The organism is Exiguobacterium sp. BRG2, assembly GCF_031844245.1.
Lineage (GTDB): Bacteria > Bacillota > Bacilli > Exiguobacteriales > Exiguobacteriaceae > Exiguobacterium_A.
Map to the genome: position 1 here is coordinate 86,400 of NZ_JAUZUW010000008.1, position 19,878 is coordinate 106,277.

The 19,878-nt window shown below is 50.0% G+C and carries 24 protein-coding genes; 16 read left to right on the forward strand and 8 right to left on the reverse strand.

Going from position 1 to position 19,878, the window contains the following annotated elements:
• Positions 1–13: 13 nt before the first annotated feature.
• From fliS to Q9R23_RS11400, 3 genes are read left to right on the forward strand one after another with little or no spacing between them, the layout of a single operon-like run.
• Positions 14–382 carry a flagellar export chaperone FliS gene (gene fliS / locus Q9R23_RS11390; RefSeq protein WP_029342510.1) on the forward strand — a complete coding sequence of 123 codons (369 nt, stop codon included), beginning with the start codon at positions 14–16 and terminating at the stop codon, positions 380–382.
• A complete protein-coding gene (locus Q9R23_RS11395; RefSeq protein WP_311247071.1) occupies positions 346–732 on the forward strand; it encodes a hypothetical protein in 387 nt (128 codons plus the stop codon). The genes fliS and Q9R23_RS11395 overlap by 37 nt, the downstream gene beginning before the upstream one ends.
• Before the next feature lie 27 nt (positions 733–759).
• Entirely contained in the window at positions 760–936 is a 177-nt protein-coding gene (locus Q9R23_RS11400) for a hypothetical protein (RefSeq protein ID WP_169738097.1), read from the forward strand.
• A 52-nt stretch (positions 937–988) separates the two neighbouring features.
• Here the strand turns inward: Q9R23_RS11400 and Q9R23_RS11405 are convergent, their stop codons facing one another.
• The 8 genes from Q9R23_RS11405 to Q9R23_RS11440 all read right to left on the reverse strand — a co-directional run bounded on the left by Q9R23_RS11405 (position 989) and on the right by Q9R23_RS11440 (position 6,467).
• Positions 989–1,243: a diguanylate cyclase domain-containing protein gene (locus Q9R23_RS11405; RefSeq protein ID WP_311247073.1), complete on the reverse strand. Its 255-nt coding sequence runs from the start codon at positions 1,241–1,243 to the stop codon at positions 989–991.
• 3 nt (positions 1,244–1,246) lie between these two features.
• Entirely contained in the window at positions 1,247–1,909 is a 663-nt protein-coding gene (locus Q9R23_RS11410) for a DUF2225 domain-containing protein (protein WP_311247074.1), read from the reverse strand.
• 24 nt (positions 1,910–1,933) lie between these two features.
• On the reverse strand, positions 1,934–2,374 hold the full coding sequence (locus Q9R23_RS11415) for a YaaR family protein (protein ID WP_290757444.1): 441 nt from the start codon (positions 2,372–2,374) through the stop codon (positions 1,934–1,936).
• A gap of 13 nt (positions 2,375–2,387) precedes the next feature.
• Complete coding sequence (locus Q9R23_RS11420) at positions 2,388–3,308, reverse strand: flagellin N-terminal helical domain-containing protein (RefSeq protein ID WP_311247075.1); 921 nt, start codon at positions 3,306–3,308, stop codon at positions 2,388–2,390.
• On the reverse strand, positions 3,305–3,697 hold the full coding sequence (locus Q9R23_RS11425) for a flagellar export chaperone FliS (protein WP_311247076.1): 393 nt from the start codon (positions 3,695–3,697) through the stop codon (positions 3,305–3,307). Before Q9R23_RS11425 ends, Q9R23_RS11420 begins: the two co-directional genes overlap by 4 nt.
• On the reverse strand, positions 3,694–3,984 hold the full coding sequence (locus Q9R23_RS11430) for an EscU/YscU/HrcU family type III secretion system export apparatus switch protein (RefSeq protein ID WP_029342503.1): 291 nt from the start codon (positions 3,982–3,984) through the stop codon (positions 3,694–3,696). Before Q9R23_RS11430 ends, Q9R23_RS11425 begins: the two co-directional genes overlap by 4 nt.
• A gap of 14 nt (positions 3,985–3,998) precedes the next feature.
• Entirely contained in the window at positions 3,999–5,852 is a 1,854-nt protein-coding gene (locus tag Q9R23_RS11435) for a hypothetical protein (protein ID WP_311247077.1), read from the reverse strand.
• Between the two features lie 108 nt (positions 5,853–5,960).
• Positions 5,961–6,467 carry a competence protein ComK gene (locus tag Q9R23_RS11440; RefSeq protein ID WP_029342501.1) on the reverse strand — a complete coding sequence of 169 codons (507 nt, stop codon included), beginning with the start codon at positions 6,465–6,467 and terminating at the stop codon, positions 5,961–5,963.
• A 251-nt stretch (positions 6,468–6,718) separates the two neighbouring features.
• Here Q9R23_RS11440 and Q9R23_RS11445 point away from each other — a divergent pair, with 251 nt between their 5' ends.
• From Q9R23_RS11445 to Q9R23_RS11505, 13 genes are all read left to right on the forward strand, one after another.
• Positions 6,719–6,919, forward strand: a complete 201-nt coding sequence (locus tag Q9R23_RS11445; RefSeq protein WP_023469248.1) for a cold shock domain-containing protein — start codon at positions 6,719–6,721, stop codon at positions 6,917–6,919.
• A 281-nt stretch (positions 6,920–7,200) separates the two neighbouring features.
• Positions 7,201–7,764 (forward strand): ribosome hibernation-promoting factor, HPF/YfiA family, encoded by a 564-nt coding sequence (hpf, locus tag Q9R23_RS11450; protein ID WP_311247078.1) that lies wholly within the window; start codon positions 7,201–7,203, stop codon positions 7,762–7,764.
• A gap of 216 nt (positions 7,765–7,980) precedes the next feature.
• Complete coding sequence (gene secA / locus Q9R23_RS11455; protein WP_214852501.1) at positions 7,981–10,500, forward strand: preprotein translocase subunit SecA; 2,520 nt, start codon at positions 7,981–7,983, stop codon at positions 10,498–10,500.
• Between the two features lie 68 nt (positions 10,501–10,568).
• Positions 10,569–11,669, forward strand: coding sequence for a peptide chain release factor 2 (prfB, locus tag Q9R23_RS11460; protein ID WP_023469245.1), 1,101 nt, complete (start codon positions 10,569–10,571; stop codon positions 11,667–11,669).
• Between the two features lie 60 nt (positions 11,670–11,729).
• Positions 11,730–11,885 (forward strand): hypothetical protein, encoded by a 156-nt coding sequence (locus tag Q9R23_RS11465; protein WP_214852503.1) that lies wholly within the window; start codon positions 11,730–11,732, stop codon positions 11,883–11,885.
• On the forward strand, positions 11,872–12,375 hold the full coding sequence (locus Q9R23_RS11470; protein ID WP_214852509.1) for a GNAT family N-acetyltransferase: 504 nt from the start codon (positions 11,872–11,874) through the stop codon (positions 12,373–12,375). The genes Q9R23_RS11465 and Q9R23_RS11470 overlap by 14 nt, the downstream gene beginning before the upstream one ends.
• Before the next feature lie 97 nt (positions 12,376–12,472).
• Positions 12,473–13,342 carry a YitT family protein gene (locus tag Q9R23_RS11475; RefSeq protein ID WP_023469242.1) on the forward strand — a complete coding sequence of 290 codons (870 nt, stop codon included), beginning with the start codon at positions 12,473–12,475 and terminating at the stop codon, positions 13,340–13,342.
• Positions 13,343–13,457: 115 nt separating this feature from the next.
• On the forward strand, positions 13,458–13,832 hold the full coding sequence (cccB, locus tag Q9R23_RS11480; protein ID WP_214852511.1) for a cytochrome c551: 375 nt from the start codon (positions 13,458–13,460) through the stop codon (positions 13,830–13,832).
• Positions 13,833–14,025: 193 nt separating this feature from the next.
• The gene (gene ftsE, locus Q9R23_RS11485; protein WP_035410018.1) at positions 14,026–14,712 is read left to right on the forward strand and encodes a cell division ATP-binding protein FtsE; all 687 of its coding nucleotides are present in this window, start codon (positions 14,026–14,028) and stop codon (positions 14,710–14,712) included.
• Positions 14,702–15,601 (forward strand): permease-like cell division protein FtsX, encoded by a 900-nt coding sequence (gene ftsX, locus Q9R23_RS11490; RefSeq protein WP_214852513.1) that lies wholly within the window; start codon positions 14,702–14,704, stop codon positions 15,599–15,601. The genes ftsE and ftsX overlap by 11 nt, the downstream gene beginning before the upstream one ends.
• Before the next feature lie 40 nt (positions 15,602–15,641).
• Positions 15,642–17,018 carry a murein hydrolase activator EnvC family protein gene (locus tag Q9R23_RS11495; RefSeq protein WP_214852515.1) on the forward strand — a complete coding sequence of 459 codons (1,377 nt, stop codon included), beginning with the start codon at positions 15,642–15,644 and terminating at the stop codon, positions 17,016–17,018.
• A 93-nt stretch (positions 17,019–17,111) separates the two neighbouring features.
• Positions 17,112–18,536 carry a S41 family peptidase gene (locus Q9R23_RS11500; RefSeq protein WP_311247079.1) on the forward strand — a complete coding sequence of 475 codons (1,425 nt, stop codon included), beginning with the start codon at positions 17,112–17,114 and terminating at the stop codon, positions 18,534–18,536.
• A 22-nt stretch (positions 18,537–18,558) separates the two neighbouring features.
• Positions 18,559–19,722, forward strand: coding sequence for a PDZ domain-containing protein (locus Q9R23_RS11505; RefSeq protein ID WP_311247080.1), 1,164 nt, complete (start codon positions 18,559–18,561; stop codon positions 19,720–19,722).
• The last annotated feature ends 156 nt before the right edge of the window (positions 19,723–19,878 follow it).

Genomic DNA, 19,878 nt, shown 5'->3' on the forward strand with positions numbered 1-19,878 from the left:
AGGAGGAAACGCGATGAACCCTTATACGACGTATCAAACGAACTCGGTAACGACGGCGTTACCTCAAGATTTAACATTGATGTTATATGAAGGATTAATCAAATTCTCGATGCTTGCGAAACGAGCGATCGAACAGAAGATGATCGAACAAAAAAATACGAACATTCAAAAAGCGCAAGCAATCATCAGTGAGTTGCAACTGACGCTCAATCAATCGATTGCGCTATCGAAAGACTTGAATAGCCTTTATGACTACATGCAAACACGCTTGATTGATGCCAACGTTAAAAACGACCTTGTTGCAATTGACGAAGTCATCGGTTTTGCGGAAGAATTCCGTGAGACATGGAAAGAAGCGATGAAACTCGCACGGCAACGATGAGTCCGCTCGATCCGCTTCGCCTGAAGACGAAACGACTGATTGAACTGCTTGATCAAACGCCGAATGAAGAGACGTTTGACGCATGGATCGAGAAGATTCAAGGCCTGCTGAACGAACGAGAAGCGTTCATCGCGGCACACTCGAATTTGCTTGCTGGTGCCAACCAAGCCGTCATCCAGGAACTCGTCGCTGATAGTCGGAAAATCGACTTGAAATTATCAGCAGAAACGGCTAAATTAGGGGTACAAATCAGTCAGTTGCGTCAGACGCAAACGAGTCGTAAATCGTACGTTGATCCGTACGAAGAAGTCGATCATAGTTTTTCACCGTATTTTGATTCTCGTCAGTAACTTTCTTGTGTGAGGGAGGGATCTTTCGTGACCAAGCGGGAAGACAAAAAGCGTCCCGTACCGCAGCCGTATTTCCAATCGGACGGCTCGTACGATCAGTTCATTGAACCGGACGTCGAATCGGAATCATGGGAAGAGTTCGAACGCCCTGTCTCCGATGCACCGGATGCCTACGAAGAAGAAAAATATCGTCGTGAGTCGTAAGCTCATGACAAAAAATGCCCTGTCCCTTTGTTTGGACGGGGCATTTTGCCGTTCATTTAAAGCGGTAGGCGTTCTTCTCTTCCTGTTTAACCGTATACATCGCTTCGTCGGCGCGAATCAATAAGAGACTCGTCGTCCGCCCATCGTCAGGGTAACGAGCGATACCGATTGATGGCGTGACCTGCATCGCCGTTGCGTCAAAGAAAAACGGATCGTTTAAGCGAAGGAGGACGTTCTCGGCGTAGGTGATCGTCTCCGCGCGATTGCGAGCAGTGAAAAAATCCTTGTTCCGTCTGATGACGAACAAAGATCAGTCCTGCTCTTGCACCCATTCCCAGTGGGTTCGTGCGTCTTTTTTGATTTTATCGGTCGCTGTCTTACTTTGGAATAAGCGGCTGTACCATAGGCGAGCCTGCTCTTTCTCTTTCATCACAGCATGCAGGTCGGCGATCCGCAATAACAGGACGTCTTCTGGAAGCCCGCTCTCTTTGACGGACGTGTAGTTGTCGTATAGAGGTACGTATTTTTCAATCGCTCGACTCGCCCAAAGTTGTTCTTCGTTCTGTTGACCGGTCAAGCGATGCAACCAGGATAGACGAACGCCGAGCATTGCTTGAATGGCTGGTTTTTGTTCCGTCACTTGAGCCGCGTACAGACAGAGTTTATAGAGCTGGATCGCCTGCTCGATCGTCCGCTCCGTGCTAGCGAACGGCAATACGGGAAGCGTCGACAGGATGTGATCTTGCAAGGTCGCCCGAACGTCCGGCGACAACTTTCCGAACGACTCGTGGAAGAAGAACCGACAATGGCTGCACTGAACCGGTTCATAGAGGTAGACGTTGACGCCTTGATGGCGGATGAAGCCATCAAAGTCAGTCGAGGCGACACGGATATGTCGCGACAGGACACGTTTCGTCTCCGTCGTCTTCAAGCAGTAGGGGCAGGTGCATTTTTTAAGATATAAGTCTGGCATGTGGGGGAACTCCTCTAATCTAGATTACACGAAGACGTTGACGAGCATTCCTTTGATCTCGCCAACTTGATCGAGGATATCAAGCCGGCGCGATTCGCCAGAGATGACCGTATTCGTCAACTGAAGGAGCTTCGCATCGACTTGCTCGACGACTTTATAGATCTTCGTCCGACCACGGCGGTTGAAGCCGCGCTTCTCTTCGAGTTGTTGTGATTGGTCGAGGGCATCTTTTAAGAAGTCCTTGATCTTTTCTTTATAGCTTTCGAGGTGCTCGATCGTCTGACTTTCAGCGAGCAGTTGCCCGTGTTCTTCGACGAGCGCGAGCTTTTGTTGCAGGCGCTCGTAGCCTTTGTGGTCCCGTTTCTCCTGCATCAAGGCAGAGAAGGTCGTCGACGCCTCGACTTCACGCGGACCACCTTTTAAGGACTGGAGTCGTTGGGTTTCTTGGATGCGGCGGATATCCATCGGATCTGCCTCCTTAGTTGAGTAATTGTAAGACGCCTTGCGGTAGGGCGTTCGCTTGAGCGATCATCGCCATCCCCGATTGGTTGAGGATGTTGTACTTCGCATATTCCATCATTTCACGCGCCATATCGGTATCGCGAATCCGTGATTCCGACGCCGTCAAGTTCTCGACGCTGACGCTGAGGACGGATGACGTCGCTTCAAACCGATTCTGGATCGCCCCGAGTTGTGAACGTTGCTGAGAGATCGTATCGATTGCTTTCGTATAATGGCTGATCGCATCATTCGCGTCCGTTGCCGTCATGACGCTCAGGGCGTACTCCGGTGCGTCACCGCTCGAAAAATCAAGCGGACGAATCGAGGGATCAGTTTGTGTCGTTGAACTGACGCCGATCGCAAGGGCTTGCATGTCGTTAATCGTGATCGAGATCCCTTCGTTTGCCCCAGCATTCGTTTGGATGAACAGGGCACTGTCGGCATCGTTGAACTTCCCGCTCAACAATTCTTTACCGTTGAACTTCCCGCTCAACAATTCTTTACCGTTGAACTGGGTCGTCTTTGCGATCCGCGAGACCTCGTTCGTCAACTGGTTGATTTCTTCCTGGATTGCTGTCCGGTCTTCTGTCGCGAGTGTCCCGTTCCCAGCTTGGACGGCGAGTTCGCGCATCCGTTGCAAGAGGTTGTGTGTCTCACTCAAACCACCTTCAGCCGTTTGAATCATCGAGACGCCGTCAAGGACGTTCTGTTCTGCTTTATCGAGTGCCTTCAAACGATTACGCATCTTCTCCGAGATCGCGAGACCAGCTGCATCATCCGCACCCCGGTTGATTTTTTGACCGCTCGATAGTTTATCCATCGTCGTCTTGACGTTCGTCTGGTTGATGCTGAGGTTGCGGTAAGCCTTCAAGGCTTGGACGTTATTCGTGATTCTCATTCGTATTCCATCCCTTCGTATCGTTGATGATGTGCGGCGCGCACGAGTGGTCGATCGACGGTCTGTGCCGCTTGCCAGGTGACGCGTAAGTCTTCTACCAGTTCGAGTAGCTCGTCGAGAACGGCTGGTGTCATATAGACCTGTAACGTTTGCTCAGCAAGATAGTGGTAGAGCGCGTCCAGTTGTGCCGTGATGATGCCACCGGCGTCGTGTAACCCTGCCTGCAGTTTGTCGAGTAACTGATAAGCTTTTTGTAAGCGTTCGTTGACCTCGTCAAAGCGGTTCGTATCACGTGCGAGAATGGCACGATCGTATTGAAGGACGAGTCCCGTCAACATGACTTCCGTCAGCTGTTGTGGGGTCATCGCGTAGAGTTCTTGTTCTGTCATGTCTGCCGTCCTTTCGCGTTGTCGAGTTCTTCGATCAGTAAGAGCAGTTCTGCCATCACGTCATAAAGTTGCGGTGGGATCGCTGTCCCAAGGTCGAGATCAAGCAAGTGACCGAGCAGGGACGTATCGTGTTCGATTGCGACCCCGTTCGCCCGTGCTTCTTGCAGGATGCGATCGGCGGCTTGACCACTAGCTCGAGCGACGACGACCGGTGCTTGACCGGATGCTTCATCGTAGCGGAGGACAGCAGCAGTCTTGCGTCCGGTTAAATCGATTTTCTGATACATATCGGTCTCCCCTTTTAAATACGGTAGTCGTAGCCACTTGGTGTCTCGTCTTGTTTGACGGTTTCTGTGATTTGCTCACGCGTGAATGGACGGAACTGGATGCGGACGTCTTGGTAACCGGTTGCTTGCAAGGCATCCGTCGTCCGATCGAGGAACGGTGTTGCCAGTTGCTCAAGGACCGGATGATCGTTTTCGATTGTGATCTGCATCTTGCGATTGACGGTCTCGACCCGGACACCAATCTCCCCGAGGCGTGGCGTATTGAGCTGGACGTACAACGTGTTGTTTTCCCAGTCGATCACTTCGTCCGGCCGTTTGTTTTGCAAATGGACGTGGAGTCCTGCCGTCGCTTCAATAAGTTGGACCGGTAAGGCGAGTAAAATCTGGTTCAACTGTTGCTGACTGTCCGGTTTATTGACTTGCTGTTGTGCTGCAAGGAACGTCTGCAATTTGGCGGCTTCCGGATTCGCTGCTGGCGTACTCAGTTTCAGTTCCGCGGTCTGGAGCTGAAGCGTCTTTTGGACGGTCTCTTGCAAAAGACGTGGGCTGTTCTGTTGCGGCTCATATGGAACGGCTTTTTGTGCCGTTTGTGACGAAGGAAACGGCGCTTGTGGCAGTAGTCCCTGCATCTCCGGTAAGTAAGTCGGACGAACGTTTGCTGGCGCATAACGGAAGGCTTCAAACGCAACCCGGACTTCTTGTAAGACGGCTTTTGCTTCTGTTCCGCGTCCGAGTAACGCCAGTTCCGCACCCCGTTCGAGTTTCGATAAAAAGTGGACTAGCTGTTTTTCATCCTTCATCGAGGTATGTAATAAGGCGTCCGTTTGCTGGAAGACTTGTTTTAAGCGTTGCGCCGTACTCTCGATGACGGCGACCATCTGGGCCGGACGTGTCTCGACGAGCGGTTCGATTTGCCGGAGTTGGGAGACGATCGTTCGCTGTTGGCTCTTGAAATCATTCGTGATCTCAGCAAGCCGTGGCGTCACTTCGCGGACAAGCGTCAAGGCAGAGCGGACCGGTGCCGGTTGCCCTGTTACTGGTTCCGATTGACTTGCCCGTGCCGTCAGACCGATCAGTTGCTCACGGACGCTCGTCTTCGGATCGAGCGGCACTTGCGGGAAGTAGGGCGTCAACTGTTTACGAACCGTTTCGATCTCGCCTTGTTCGAGCGTTGCGACGAGTGCCGGGCGCTTTTCCGCTGGTAGGTGTTCGATGTATTGTCGGATATGCAAGGGCGACGCTGTCTCGATCTCGCGTTGCGTCGGTAGTGTGACGCGAGCGACGTCAAGCGCGACGGCTTTTTCGAACGTCGGTTGCTCCGTTAAGGCGTCGCGCTCCGGCAGGACATCTGGATAGTCTTCCGTCGTCGCAAGGAGACTTGCGATCAAGACGTCGGCGTCAACGGGCAGTGCCGTGTCCGGTCGCGACACGAGTTCGAGTGCTAAGTCCTTGTACGTTCCTTGCAGTGCCGTCACGAGCTGGGCGACGATTTCCGGCGTCTGTGGCAATTGACCGCTCGCGAGTAACTTCGCGACGGCCTGTTTCAGTTCAGCCGGTACACCTTCTAGTAACGCGGGATCGACATTTAATGGAACAGACAGGACAGGTGGCGTTTCCGCATCCGGTGTCGCTGGTGTCAGTTGTTCAATCAGGTAACCTTCTGCTGTCTGTCCTTTGACCTTGAACTGGAAATCACCTGTCGGAACGTCGCCTGTGAAGGTCATCTCGATCTTATCCCGACCGACCTGGACGAGAGCCGTATGCGGACCAGTCTGCTCAAGGACCGTTCCTTTATAGGTCTTTGTCTCCAAAAGCGGCGTCTGACCAGGGGATTGCGCCGGACGTGCCGGATTCAATTGGATGTTCATCGAGAAGCCTCCTTGTTTTTTAAAACTGTCATCTCATTATATATCGGCAGAAACCAAAAAGGATTGAGCGAATTCATCGCCCAACCCTGATTTTTTTACGGTTACTCTTTAAGATTTGATTGCATTAAAGCGTTCCTCTAATGTCATCGCGTTCAATTGTTGATAACGAGCCATCAGCTCGCCAGTTGCTTTCATTTGGTTGCGGACGATGTAAGGAGAGGCGTTTACGGGAAGGATCATGCCATTACGAGTCTTGAGCTTCGTCTGTCCGTCTTCCTCGATGACTTCAGACATGTGGCTCCAAGCATACCACTCGCAATCATCACGTTTCGGTGATTTTGTTGGGAAAAACACGAGGCCGAGTGTCGGTTCAATGACGACTGGTACTTTTCCTTTTACAGATGCGACACGTTTTGCGGTCACGATGCGTTCCTCAATGGAACTGTTGTATTGCCTGCAGGAAAGCTGCAGTAGTTGATACGGTCGAAGCGGGGTCATGATGGTCGAGCCATCCTCGAGTACGATGATGGATTGCTTCATCATGTCGTAGCACGGGAGAATCGCCACCGTCCGTTTCGTGATTCGATACTTTTCGTCATTATGGAATGGTCGCATTCGACTACATCCTCCTTAAGATAGGACAATGGATAAAATAGGTAATTACTAACGATATAATACAATAATACAACTGTAATGACAATGTAATTTTTTTAAATATAGAGCAATAAGTAGGGAATATTATTCATTTTTTAGAATGAATTCAAAGTAATCAGAATTTTTAATTGTCAATAATTCCTTCTTTTGATAGACTAAGCCGTAGAGAGCTTGCTCTCGAACTCTGGTTTGCGAAGGGAACGTGAATTCGAATGGAACAAGGTAAAGTAAAATGGTTTAATGCTGAAAAAGGTTATGGATTCATCGAAACGTCTGACGCGAAAGACGTATTCGTACACTTCTCAGCGATTCAAGTCGATGGTTATAAATCACTTGAAGAAGGCGAAGAAGTGGAATTTGAAATCGTTGAAGGCGATCGTGGTCCACAAGCTGCGAACGTTTCAAAGATCTAATCCAATAGCAGCCGCCACCGTTTTTAGGCTATTCGCCTAAAAGCGGTTTTTTTGTTTTGAGTTCGATAAAAACGGGTATATACGTTAACATCAACATGCTTCAATATTATCGTACGCTAAGAACAGTAGTGAACGTTCATGAGAATGTCATTGTTCTCATGGTCTTCCTTCACTTATCGTGCTATAATAAAAACGAACCAAAGAATTTCGAATATTCAGAAGGAAACGACTGGAGCATCTCGAATTCATAGGTTCAACCGGTTACTTAAGGAGGAGTTTACATGATCTACAACATTCGCGGTGAAAACTTGGACGTCACAGATGCTCTCAAGGATTACGTCGAGAAAAAGCTTGAAAAGTTAACTCGTTATTTTACAACTCCTACGGAAGCGCAAACGGCTTATGTCAATCTCAAAGTCAACAATGAGAAACAAAAAGTCGAAGTGACGATTCCAATGCCAAACCTCTTGCTCCGTGCTGAAGATGTCAATGGCGATATGTATGCAGCAATCGACCTCGTCGTCGATAAGCTCGAACGTCAGATCCGGAAACACAAAACGAAATTGAACCGGAGAGGGCGCGCTAAAGAAGGCGGCATCGGAGAGTACTTCAAAATACTCGAAGGACCGGAAGCGGAAGCGCCAGTCTATGAAGAGGACGAGGCAGAACTCGAACTCGTTCGGACGAAGCGTTTCACACTCAAACCAATGGATACGGAAGAAGCGATTCTTCAGATGGACATGCTCGGGCACGCATTCTTCGTCTTCTCAGACGCAGAAACGGGCAACACGAACGTCGTCTACCGTCGTAAGGATGGTCGTTACGGTTTGATTGAACCAGAATAATGAATGCAACAGGGACTCGCTCTTACGGGCGAGTCCCTTTTTGATATGATGGAAAACTATTTCTAAACAAGGTACGTTTGCTCTACGACAAAAGAGCGAGACCGCTGCTTGGTCCGCTTGTTGAAATTTGACGTCGTATTCGGTACACTGAATAAAGGAAAAATCTCGGAATTCTGTTCGTTCAAAGAATCGTTCGAAGTAAGGGGACTGTAAGGCATGGCTAATTTTCTAAAAGAATTATTTGCACCAACGAAACGTGTCCTGAAGAAAGCCGAAAAAGCAGCAGACGCTGTGGAAGCGCTCGAGACACAAATCGGTGCGTTATCGGATCAAGAACTGGAAGGGAAAGTCGTTGAATTCCGTGAGCGTCTCGCTAACGGAGAAGACTTAGATGATATTTTACCGGAAGCCTTCGCGGTCTGTCGCGAAGTGTCAACACGCGTTCTCGGCATGCGCCACTACCGCGTTCAGTTGATTGGTGGATATGTCCTGCACAATGGGGATATCGCCGAAATGAAGACCGGGGAAGGTAAGACGCTCGTCGCAACACTCCCTGTCTATTTGAATGCTCTCGCTGGCAACGGCGTACACGTCGTTACCGTCAACGAATATCTCGCAAAACGTGACCGTGACATCATGGAGCCGCTTTATGCAGCACTTGGTCTCTCGGTCGGCTTGAATCTCTCAAGCATGTCGCGTCAAGAAAAACAAGCAGCATACAGCTGTGACATCACGTACGGAACGAACAACGAGTTCGGTTTCGATTACTTGCGTGATAACATGGTCCTCTACAAAGAAGACCGCGTTCAACGTCCACTCAGTTATGCCGTCGTCGATGAAGTCGACTCGATTCTCGTCGATGAAGCGCGGACTCCGCTCATCATCTCAGGATCGGCCGAAAAATCGACAGCGCTCTATTCACAAGCCGATGCGTTCGCGAAAATCATGAAGGCAGAGGAAGACTACACGGTCGACATCAAGACGAAGAGTGTCCTGTTGACGGAGCAAGGAATCGACCGTGCTGAAAAATACTTCGGTATTGATAACTTGTTTGGTCTCGAACACGTCGCGCTCAACCATCACTTAAGCCTCGCGCTGCGGGCGAACGCCGTCATGCATCGCGACGTCGACTATATGGTTCGTGAAGACGAAGTCATGATCATCGACCAATTCACGGGTCGTGTCATGGAAGGTCGTCGTTATTCGGAAGGTCTGCACCAAGCGATCGAAGCGAAGGAAGGCGTCGAGATTCAACGCGAATCCATGACCCTTGCGACGATCACGTACCAAAACTTCTTCCGGATGTATACGAAGCTTGCCGGAATGACCGGTACAGCGAAGACGGAGGAAGAAGAGTTCCGTAACATCTACAACATGCACGTCGTACCGGTTCCGACGAACAAGCCGGTCGTCCGAAACGATATGCCGGACTTGATCTTCAAAACGATGAACGGGAAGTTTGCTGCTGTCGCAGACGAAATCGAACGTGCCCACCGTGAAGGACAACCAGTCCTCGTCGGTACGGTTGCCGTCGAGACGTCGGAGTTGCTGAGTAACATCCTCAAAAAACGTGGCATCCGTCACGAAGTCTTGAACGCGAAGAACCATGCACGTGAAGCGGAGATCATCGAGAACGCGGGTCAAGCGAACTCGGTCACGATCGCAACGAACATGGCCGGTCGTGGTACCGACATCAAGCTCGGTCAAGGTGTCTTAGAAAAAGGTGGTCTCTACATCCTTGGGACAGAACGTCACGAATCACGCCGGATCGATAACCAGCTCCGTGGTCGTGCCGGTCGTCAAGGGGATCCAGGTGCATCACAATTCTATCTCTCACTTGAAGATGAATTGATGCGTCGCTTTGGTTCTGATTCGCTGCAGTCGATGATGGATCGTCTCGGAATGGATGATTCGCAACCGATCGAGAGTCGGATGGTGTCTCGTGCCGTTGAATCGGCTCAAAAACGCGTCGAAGGAAATAACTTTGATGCGCGGAAACAAGTCCTCGGCTACGATAACGTCATGGCAGATCAACGGAAAGTCATGTACGCGGACCGGGCAGCGATTCTCGATGCCGGTTCCGTGTCAGATATCGTCCGTCCGATGATCGAGCAGACGATTGAAGCAGGCGTCCATCAATATACGCCGGTCGAGTTCGTACCGGAAGAATGGAGCATCGGTGCACTTGCGGAGTGGGCGAACCAGACGCTTGCGATCGAAGAGAAGGTCACGGAAAGCGACCTCTTCGGAAAAGAACGCGAAGAGATCATCGAGTTGCTCAAAGAGCGCACATTCGCGCACTACGAGCACAAACGGTCAGAAGTCCCAGCAGAAGCATTCGATGAGTTCGAAAAAGTCATCGTCCTACGTGCCGTCGACCAACACTGGATGAACCACATCGATCAGATGGATCAACTCCGTGAAGGGATTCACCTTCGGGCATACGGTCAAAACGACCCGCTCCGTGAATACCAATCAGAAGGTTCGATGATGTTTGATGCGATGAACGCTGCGATCGCTGAAGAAGTGACGCAATTCGTCCTTCGTGCAGATCTCGACCCGAACCTCAAACGCGAAAAAGTCGTCCAAGACGAAGTCGCGGTTTCTGGTAAGGAAGATAAAGCGGTCAAGAAAAAACCGGTCCGGAAAAATCCAAACGACCAAATCGGACGCAATGATCCGTGCTGGTGTGGATCCGGTAAGAAATATAAGAACTGTCACGGCCGTCAGGCATAAGTGATGAATCGACTGAAAGAGAGGCAGGAGATTCCTGCCTCTTTTCACGGAAAGAGAAGGTGGAACACATGGAATTAGCAGAAATTCGCAACACCGCCGAGTGGATGGAAAAGAAACTCGACGAATATAAGGCATCACTCGACCTCGAGTCGAAGATTGCCCGGATCGAAGAACTTGAAAACGAGATGACGTACCCAGACTTCTGGAACAACCAGGAATCGGCACAAAAAGTCATCGATGAGTCGAACGGCTTAAAAGCGATGGTCGACAAATACAAAGAACTCGAAGCAGGTCACGAAAACGTTGCTTTGACGTACGAATTGATCAAGGAAGAGCCGGATGCGGATCTTCAAGAAGAGCTCGAGTCAGAACTTGGCGACCTTAAGAAGAAGTTCGAAGACTTCGAACTACAAATCCTCTTGAACGGCGAGTATGACGCAAACAACGCAATCCTCGAGTTACACCCAGGTGCGGGTGGTACCGAGTCACAAGACTGGGCATCAATGTTACTGCGTATGTACCAACGTTTCTGCGACAAGCAGGGTTGGAAAGTCGAAACGATGGACTACCAACCGGGTGATGAAGCAGGTGTCAAATCGGTCACGCTCCGTATTCAAGGGCACAATGCCTATGGATACTTAAAAGCCGAAAAAGGGATCCATCGTTTAGTCCGGATCTCACCGTTTGACTCGTCAGGCCGTCGTCATACATCGTTCGTCTCGTGTGACGTCATGCCGGAATTCAACGATGACATCGATATCGAAGTCCGTACAGAAGACTTACGGATCGATACGTACCGTGCCTCTGGTGCCGGTGGTCAGCACATCAATACGACGGACTCGGCTGTCCGGATCACACACGTACCAACAGGCGTCGTCGTCTCCTGTCAACAAGAACGGTCGCAGATCAAAAACCGTGAAGCAGCGATGAAGATGTTGAAAGCGAAACTTTATCAACGCGAAATCGAAGAGCAACAAAAGAAACTCGACGAAATCCGTGGTGAAAAATCGGATATCGCGTGGGGTAGCCAAATCCGTTCGTACGTCTTCCATCCATACAGCATGGTCAAGGATCACCGGACGAACTATGAAGTCGGGAACACGCAAGGGGCAATGGATGGTGACATCATGGGCTTCATCGATGCGTACCTCCGTCTCATGAATATGTAAGACAACCAACCAGTCGGACGATGTTCGACTGGTTTTTTGACCGTCAAAGGGGGAAACGTGATGAAGAAGCAAAGTCGGGTCAACAAACAGGCGTGGGAATACCGAGCACATGAATTTTGGGAGAAACGCGATGGAACGGTGAGAACATCCCGACCGAGTTCACGCTCCTCGCAACCAAACTACTTGAAGGGAGCAATAACTAATGATCATCCGTAAAGAAGGCTTCAAGGACGCCACGGGAATTCGGCTCGTCCATGAAGCGGCATTCGAACAACCAAACGAAGCGAATCTCGTTGTTGCGTTACGCGAGGAAGAAGCCGCGCAACCAGTCTTCGGTCGCGTCGCCGTGACTGATAAAGGAGAAATCGTTGGTCATGTCCTGTTGAGCCGGATCCATATCGATGACATCCCGTCGCTTGCCTTAGCGCCGGTCGGTGTCCTACCCACCTGGCAGCGAAAGGGTATCGGCTCTGAATTGATCCGTCAAGTGATCGAGGATGCGCGGGACGCCGGGGAATCCCACATCGTCGTCCTCGGTCACGACAGCTATTATCCACAGTTCGGCTTTGAACGGGCGATTGACTACGGTATCAAGCCGCCGTTCCCCGTTCCGCCGGAGGTCTTTCTCGTTCTTGCACTCGAACGGAATGGATTACGTGGCGTTAGCGGTATCGTTCGCTACAGTCCACCCTTTAGTGCGGTATAAAGGGAACACTGTGAGTTGTTCCGCCTGTCTAGTCGTTGTCTGACTTTTCCGCTAAAATGAAACACGAGAATCAATTGATAAGGGGAAATGGAATGTCATGACATCGACACGTCAGGAAGTCGTGCGCGATTATGCGTATTTGTTAATCGGGTCCTTGTTCGTCGCAAGTGCCTTTAGTTTATTTTTAGCACCGAACCAACTCGCCTCGGGAGGGGTCAGTGGCTTATCGATCGTCTTGAACGATTTGTTCGGGATCTCGCCAGGATTGTTCCAACTCGTCGCGAACGTCGTCTTGCTTGCGATCGGTTGGATGATCCTCGGGATGGGCTTTGGGGTCAAATCACTCGTCGGGTCGATCTTCTTACCGGTCGTCATTCTCGTATATGAGCGGTTCGATGTTCCGGCTGCGACAATGAATCCGATGCTTGCTGCAATCTTCGGTGGTGCCGGGGTCGGGATTGGACTCGGTCTGATCTTCCGGGGGCGAGCGTCGACCGGAGGAATGGATTTGATTGCGCAAATCCTGCATCGTTTCACGAAATTGCCACTCCATCTGTGTATCGCCTTGCTTGACGGCACGATCGTCATTAGTGCGGCGACGATCTTCTCGCTTGAGATTGGGCTGTATGCACTCGTCGCTTTGTTCATCACGATCAAGATGATCGACGTCGTCCAGCTCGGAATCACGAACGACAAACTTGCCTACATCATCTCCGATCAACGGGAAGCGTTAGTGAAGGAAATCTTCGAGACGCTCGATCGCGGGGCGACGGAGATCGAGGCAGCGGGAGCGTTCACTCGGACACGCAAACCAATGCTGATGGTCGTCGTTCGTCAAGGAGAAATCACGACATTAAAGGAAATCGTCAAACACATCGATCCATCGGCATTCCTCGTCGTCAGTGAAGCCCATGAGGTGCTCGGACTCGGGTTTACAGACGATAAACGCTACCGTAATGTGCCGTAATCGTTCTGAACTCGTGAAGTTTTTGTGAAATCACGCTTAACTCCTCCGGATAACGGTTATACTCTAACTAGGTCAGTAGCGTTTATGTAGATACTTACAAGAGGGGGATATCCGGATGAAGCTGAAAAACTTGTTACTCGCGTTAGGCTTAGGAACGACACTTGCGCTCGCGGCATGTGGTGGTAGTGACGATTCGAGTTCTGATGATTCATCGTCAGGCACGAAGGATGAGTCAACGATGAACGATGATTCGTCGAAGACACAATCTGGTGTAGATGCTGAGAAAATCTTCGCAACAAACTGTGCGACGTGTCATGGTAAAAACCTTGAAGGAAACGTCGGACCGAATTTGACGAAGGTTGGCTCGAAATATTCTTCAGAAGAGATTCAAAAAATCATCAAGAACGGGAAAGGGCAAATGCCTGCTGGTATCCTGAAAGATGATAAAGAAATCATGGCTGTTGCCGACTGGCTCGCTGCTAAAAAATGATTATGGGATATGATGGGGTACGAGATGACACACACGACATGTGTTCGTCATTCGTGCCTCTTTTTATGGTATAATCGCCTGAAATGACATTTGATTGTAATGTGCGTTCAATTTTGTCCCTGTTATAATGGTGGTCGGTAGGTTTTTGGACCTATTCATTCAGCATCAGTAAATAAGTAAGGATGTGAAGTACGTGATCAAGATGCAACGAATCAGTAAGATTTATCCGAACGGCGTCACGGCACTCCGTGAGGTCGATTTGACGATCAATCAAGGCGAATTCGTCTATATCGTCGGTCCGTCGGGTGCGGGTAAATCAACATTCATGAAAATGATGTACCGCGAAGAGAAACCAACGAGCGGTTCATTTTTGTTTAAAGGAATCGAAGTCGGTAAGTTGAAGAACCGTCAAATCCCCGAACTTCGTCGCCAAATCGGCGTCATCTTCCAAGATTTTAAATTACTCCCGTCACTGACGGTTTATGAAAATGTCGCCTTTGCGCTAGAAGTCGTAGGGGAAGACAAAGCACAAATCCGGAAGAAAGTACTCGAAGTACTCGATCTTGTTAAGCTCAAGCATAAAGAGCGCAACTATCCGGACGAATTATCTGGGGGCGAACAACAACGGATCTCGATCGCGAGAGCCATCGTCAACCGTCCGTCACTCGTCATCGCCGATGAGCCGACTGGAAACCTGGACCCGGATACAGCCTGGGAGATCATGGAAGTATTCGAAGAGATCTATCGCCGTGGGACAACGGTCGTAATGGCGACACACAACCGGGACATCGTGAACAAGATGCGTCATCGTGTCTTAGCGATCGATGGAGGAAAAATCGTCCGAGACGAAGAGAAAGGAATGTACGGCTATGAAGTTTAATGGATTCCGTCATTTACGGGAAGGGGCAAAAGGTCTCGTCCGGAACGGCTGGATGACATTCGCTTCTGTCAGTGCCGTTACCGTCACGTTACTTCTCGTAGGAATATTCGCGATGCTCATGTTCAATGTCAACAAGATTTCCGATAACGTCGAAAAAGACGTTGAAATCCAAGTGTTCGTCGAACGAGAAGCAGACCAGTCGAAGATCGATTCAGTCGGTGAAGCACTCAAGCAGATGCCGGGTGTCGACTCCGTTCGTTACAGTTCGAAAGAAGAAGAACTGGACCGCTTCAAGGAGCAACTTGGCGAAGGTTCCCAGGCCTACCAGTCGGTTGAAAAGGATAATCCGCTTCATGACCGGTACATCGTCAAAGCTACCTCACCAAAAGAGACAGAAACACTTGCAAATTCCATCAAAAAAATGGAAAATGTAGATAGTGTCGAATACGGTAAGGAATATGTTAAAAAGATGTTTAGTTTCCTTGAAGGAGTTCGGATCGGTGGAATCATCCTGATCGTCGGATTGACGTTCATGGCGATGTTCCTCATTTCGAACACGATTAAAGTCACGATCTTCTCCCGTCGCCGGGAAATCGAGATCATGCGCCTCGTCGGAGCGAAAAACGGATTCATCCGTGCCCCATTCTTCGTCGAAGGATTATTGATGGGCATATTAGGTGCCATCATTCCGATCGTCGTCGTCTACTTCGGTTATGAAGTCTCCTACAATGCGATCCAACCCCAACTTTCTACCGTGAATGCGGGAATCTTCTCGTTGATTCCACCAGGTGAATTGTCGGCACAAGTCGTCTTAATCCTGCTCGGACTCGGTGCATTCATCGGTGTATGGGGATCAACGACATCACTCGGTCGTTTCTTGAAGATTTAAATCAGTTACTCAAAAATAAAATAGAGGAGAGATGCTTCTCATGAAAGTCCGATTCTATTCTGCCGTCCTGAGCTTAGCTTTGATTGGAACTAGTGTGTCCGTTGATGCCACGTCTAAAGAAGATTTGCTGAAGGAACAACAGGAGGTCGAAAGCCGTCTGAAAGAGACGGAACGATTACAGAATCAGACATCAGAGAAGTTGATCTTGACGAAACAGGAGCGTAAGGAAGCCCGTGCGCAACTGAATGAAGTCAACAGCCGTTTGGATGATTTAGCGCTTAAGATAGCCGATCAACAAGCGGCTGTTGCTGCATCTAAAGAACAATTGCGTCTGACGGAAGCAGCGATTTCCGAGACACTCAAGGAACTGCACCAGCAAGAAGAGTTGCTTGGAAGCCGATTGCGTGCCGTCCAGCAAAAAGGGGACGTCAAATACATCGAGGTCTTGCTCGACGCAAAAGACTTTGGTGATTTGATTTCGCGCTTCAGTACGGTCAGTGAGATCATCAAACAAGATGATCATGTCTTACAAGCTTACAAGGGGAACGTCAAACAACTGAGCGAACAACGGTCGGAACAAGCACTATTGCTTGAAAGCGTGAAACGGGAACAACGCAAGCTCCTTGTGCTCCAGACGCGGATCATCGCGGAGTCCGAACTGAAGCGTAAGCTCGTCGTCCAGTTGAACACGAAGGTCAAGGAACTGCAACAAGAGCAGTTCTCTAAAGCCGAGGAGGCAGAAATTCTCGCGGATCAGCGCCGTCTGATTCAAAATGAATTGATTGCCCTGCAAGAAGCCGAACGGAAAGCTAAAGAAGAAGCGAAACGGAAAGCGGAAGAAGCGGCGCGGGCAGCAGAAGCAAAACGTCAAGCGGAAGCGGCAGAAGCGGCACGTGCGGCAGAGGCGAAAAAGAAAAAATCCGATGCTCCAAGTGCGGAACCGATCATTCCTGAAGTCGAGTCACCGACTGCGACACCGGAGCAACCGGCAGATGCCGTGACGAGTCGTCCGTTCCATTTACCGGTTCAAGGATATGTCTCGTCGCCGTTCGGTCCCCGGAACAATCCGTTGACAGGAAAGCCGGAGATTCATAAAGGGATTGATCTCGTAAATGCAAAAGGAACACCGATCCATGCGGCGGCAGGTGGTATCGTTCTACGAGCCGGTAGTGCAACAGGTTACGGGAACGTCGTCATGGTGACGCATTTGATCGATGGACAGGTCTACACGACCGTCTATGCACATCTCGATTCGATCAGCGTCTCCGCCGGTCAAACAGTCATGCCGGGTAAGACGGTCGGTACATTAGGTACAACGGGCTGGTCGACAGGTCCGCATTTGCATTTCGAATTGCATAAGGGAGAGTGGGCAGTCGGACAACCGAATGCAGTTGACCCAGCACCGTACATCTTTTGACATCCCACAGAATACTGAAAAGATAGGGTAACCTATCTTTTTTTGCTATACTGAAAAAAATAATGCGTTTTTAATGGAAGTGGGGAATCAAGCGTGAAAAAATCTACAACAGCAGTGATTGCGGTCAGTACCTTCGGGCTTGGTTTAGGGGCAGGTGCCGTCGGTATGTTAGCGGCTGGCGGAACAGATTCCGTTGCAACGCAGTCATCATCTTCGAATGCGACTGGTGATTGGAAAAAAATCGACCAGGTCCGGCAGATGATCGAACAAAATTATCTAAAAGACGTGACAGATAAAGAGTTACTCGATGGTGCGTTATCTGGCATGACAGAAGTGCTTAACGATCCATATTCCGTTTATATGGATGAGTCGGAAACGACCTCGTTCAACACGAATCTGTCGTCTTCGTTCGAAGGGATCGGTGCGACGCTTGAACAAAAAGGTGAGTCGATCGTCATCGTCTCGCCGATCAAAGGATCACCTGCTGAAAAAGCTGGTATCAAACCAGGCGACGTCATCCTAGAAATCGATGGTAAGTCGACAAAAGGTCAAAAGACGGATCAAGCCGTTAAAAAAATTCGTGGTGAAAAAGGAACGAATGTCGTCCTGACGATTCAGCGTAGCGGACAAGACGCAATGGAGATCACGATTAAACGCGATACGATTCCAATCGAGACGGTCTATACGTCAACGGAGAATGTCAACGGCAAGAAGATCGGTGTCTTACAAGTAACACAGTTCTCGGAACCGACAGCAGAAGAGTTCGAGAAGGGGTTGACGAAACTCGAGAGTCAGAATATTGATGGACTCGTCATCGACGTCCGCGGAAATCCGGGTGGTCTTTTGACGGCCGTCTCGAAAATGATCGCTCCGTTCATTCCGAAAGACGTGCCGATTTATCAGGTCGAGAACAATAAAGGCGAGCGCCAGCAGGAATTCGGGAAGGCAGACGAGAAGAAACCATATAACATCGTCGTCTTAGAAGACGGCGGATCGGCCTCAGCGTCCGAGATCCTTGCAGCCGGACTGAAGGAAGGAGCTGGCGCCGAAGTCGTCGGTACGAAGTCGTTCGGGAAAGGGATCGTCCAAAGTGCGTATGATTTGAAGGACGGTAGCGACCTGAAGTTAACGACGAACAAATGGCTGACACCAGACGGAAACTGGATCCACAAAAAAGGGGTCAAGCCGACGGTCGAAGTCAAACAACCGGCGTACTTCAACGTCACGAAGATTTTGACTGATCAAAAGTCACTCGCTGTCGGCGATTACGGAAAATCAGTCGAGAATGCCCACCTCGTCCTCGAAGCGATCGGTTATGAGCCCAAAGGACAGGACGGCTATTTCGGTGACACGATGAAACAAGCTGTCGAGGCTTTGCAAAAGGACGCGAACCTCGACGTCACTGGAAAAATCGATCAGCAGACAGCGGGTGAGATGGAGACGCGTCTCCTGAAGAAACTCCAGGACGATAAGAATGACGTCCAGCGGAAAAAAGCACTCGAGGTCGCTGCTCAATAATAAGGAATGGAAAGAGGTCTGAATGCGCGTGGAATTACTCGATGAAATTGGTTGGACCGCGATTAGTCTCATCGCCAGTCCGACCTTGTGGTTAGCACTCCTTGTCAGTTGGGTCATCGGCATCCGGCGTGTCAAACGGGAACGCGGACTGTTTCGCTCCCGGACACACGGCAAACGAAGCGATGTCCTCGAAACACTTTTACCAGGTCTACTCGTCGGTCTCGTCTTGTCCATCGTCAGCGGATGGCTCGGATTGACGCTGACGCCGCAATACGCTCTGTTGTTACTCGGACTCTCGAGCGTCCTGTTGTTGGTCGGGATCGTTCGTTTGAACCTGCCACTCTGGCCGATCTTCTTGCTTGGACTGACCGGCTGGTTCCTAATGGATTCACGTCTTGACTCGATCCGAGCGGTCGAGCCGAAGATGGTTTTATTACTTGCAACGTTGACGCTCGTCGCGGAATGTCTCCTCGTCTGGTGGCGCGGGCAGCGACGCCTGTCACCGTCACTCGTCGTTTCGAAGCGTGGTCGCTTCATCGGTGGGCTGTCAGCGAATAAACTTTGGCTATTGCCTTTGCTCGTCTTTGTTCCGGGCGACGTGCTTGAAGCCTGGTGGCCACGTTACAGCTTCCCGGAACTCGTTCCGGTCGTTCTCTGGTTACCGATCGGTTTCAGTTTCCTCTTTACAGGTAAGCTGCCGAAAGAATTGATGCGTCCGCTCGTTCAAGGACGTTTGATCACGAGCCTCGTCGCGATTCTATTGACGGTTCTTGCATACGTCACCGGACAAGCTGAATGGCTGTACGGAATCGTTTTGTTGCTTGTTCTGCATATCTTGTTGCATCAGCGGGTCAAACGCTTGAACCGGGCACAGACACCGTTGTTCCTCAATGGAACGCGTGGTGCCGTCATTCTTGGAACGCTACCTGATAAACCGGCTGCTGAGATGGGCTTGATTCCAGGTGAAGCGATCTATAAGGTCAATGGTGAGAAGGTCGATTCGGAAGCATCGTTCTACGAAGCCATCCAAAAACACAAACCGTATCTGCGTCTTGAAGTCATGAACCATAACGGTGACATCCGGTTTGCGCAACGTGCCTTTTATGAACAAGATCATCATGAACTTGGTATCCTGTTCGTCAACGAGCCGGTCCATGGTCGCACTAAAGTGCGGTCCTTACATTAACGAGTACATCCCTGTCACGGAACAGCCGTGACGGGGATTTTTTTGTTGGCAGAAAAATCGAGGATCAACACTCGAAGCAAAAAGAAACTTTTGCATTTTCGAAAAAAAGGGTAACTTCCTAAAAGGAGCACTTCATAATCGAATGTTTGTTCGTAA

Coding starts and splice junctions, on each gene's coding strand:
- Q9R23_RS11395 (WP_311247071.1), top strand. CDS start 346: ATGGAAAGAAGCGATGAAACTCGCACGGCAACGATGAGTCCGCTCGAT.
- hpf (WP_311247078.1), top strand. CDS start 7,201: ATGATCTACAACATTCGCGGTGAAAACTTGGACGTCACAGATGCTCTC.
- fliS (WP_029342510.1), top strand. CDS start 14: ATGAACCCTTATACGACGTATCAAACGAACTCGGTAACGACGGCGTTA.
- Q9R23_RS11470 (WP_214852509.1), top strand. CDS start 11,872: ATGATCATCCGTAAAGAAGGCTTCAAGGACGCCACGGGAATTCGGCTC.
- Q9R23_RS11505 (WP_311247080.1), top strand. CDS start 18,559: ATGCGCGTGGAATTACTCGATGAAATTGGTTGGACCGCGATTAGTCTC.
- Q9R23_RS11475 (WP_023469242.1), top strand. CDS start 12,473: ATGACATCGACACGTCAGGAAGTCGTGCGCGATTATGCGTATTTGTTA.
- Q9R23_RS11420 (WP_311247075.1), bottom strand. CDS start 3,308: ATGAGAATCACGAATAACGTCCAAGCCTTGAAGGCTTACCGCAACCTC.
- Q9R23_RS11445 (WP_023469248.1), top strand. CDS start 6,719: ATGGAACAAGGTAAAGTAAAATGGTTTAATGCTGAAAAAGGTTATGGA.
- Q9R23_RS11440 (WP_029342501.1), bottom strand. CDS start 6,467: ATGCGACCATTCCATAATGACGAAAAGTATCGAATCACGAAACGGACG.
- Q9R23_RS11425 (WP_311247076.1), bottom strand. CDS start 3,697: ATGACAGAACAAGAACTCTACGCGATGACCCCACAACAGCTGACGGAA.
- secA (WP_214852501.1), top strand. CDS start 7,981: ATGGCTAATTTTCTAAAAGAATTATTTGCACCAACGAAACGTGTCCTG.
- Q9R23_RS11435 (WP_311247077.1), bottom strand. CDS start 5,852: ATGAACATCCAATTGAATCCGGCACGTCCGGCGCAATCCCCTGGTCAG.
- Q9R23_RS11415 (WP_290757444.1), bottom strand. CDS start 2,374: ATGGATATCCGCCGCATCCAAGAAACCCAACGACTCCAGTCCTTAAAA.
- Q9R23_RS11410 (WP_311247074.1), bottom strand. CDS start 1,909: ATGCCAGACTTATATCTTAAAAAATGCACCTGCCCCTACTGCTTGAAG.
- Q9R23_RS11495 (WP_214852515.1), top strand. CDS start 15,642: ATGAAAGTCCGATTCTATTCTGCCGTCCTGAGCTTAGCTTTGATTGGA.
- Q9R23_RS11430 (WP_029342503.1), bottom strand. CDS start 3,984: ATGTATCAGAAAATCGATTTAACCGGACGCAAGACTGCTGCTGTCCTC.
- prfB (WP_023469245.1), top strand. CDS start 10,569: ATGGAATTAGCAGAAATTCGCAACACCGCCGAGTGGATGGAAAAGAAA.
- Q9R23_RS11465 (WP_214852503.1), top strand. CDS start 11,730: ATGAAGAAGCAAAGTCGGGTCAACAAACAGGCGTGGGAATACCGAGCA.
- cccB (WP_214852511.1), top strand. CDS start 13,458: ATGAAGCTGAAAAACTTGTTACTCGCGTTAGGCTTAGGAACGACACTT.
- ftsX (WP_214852513.1), top strand. CDS start 14,702: ATGAAGTTTAATGGATTCCGTCATTTACGGGAAGGGGCAAAAGGTCTC.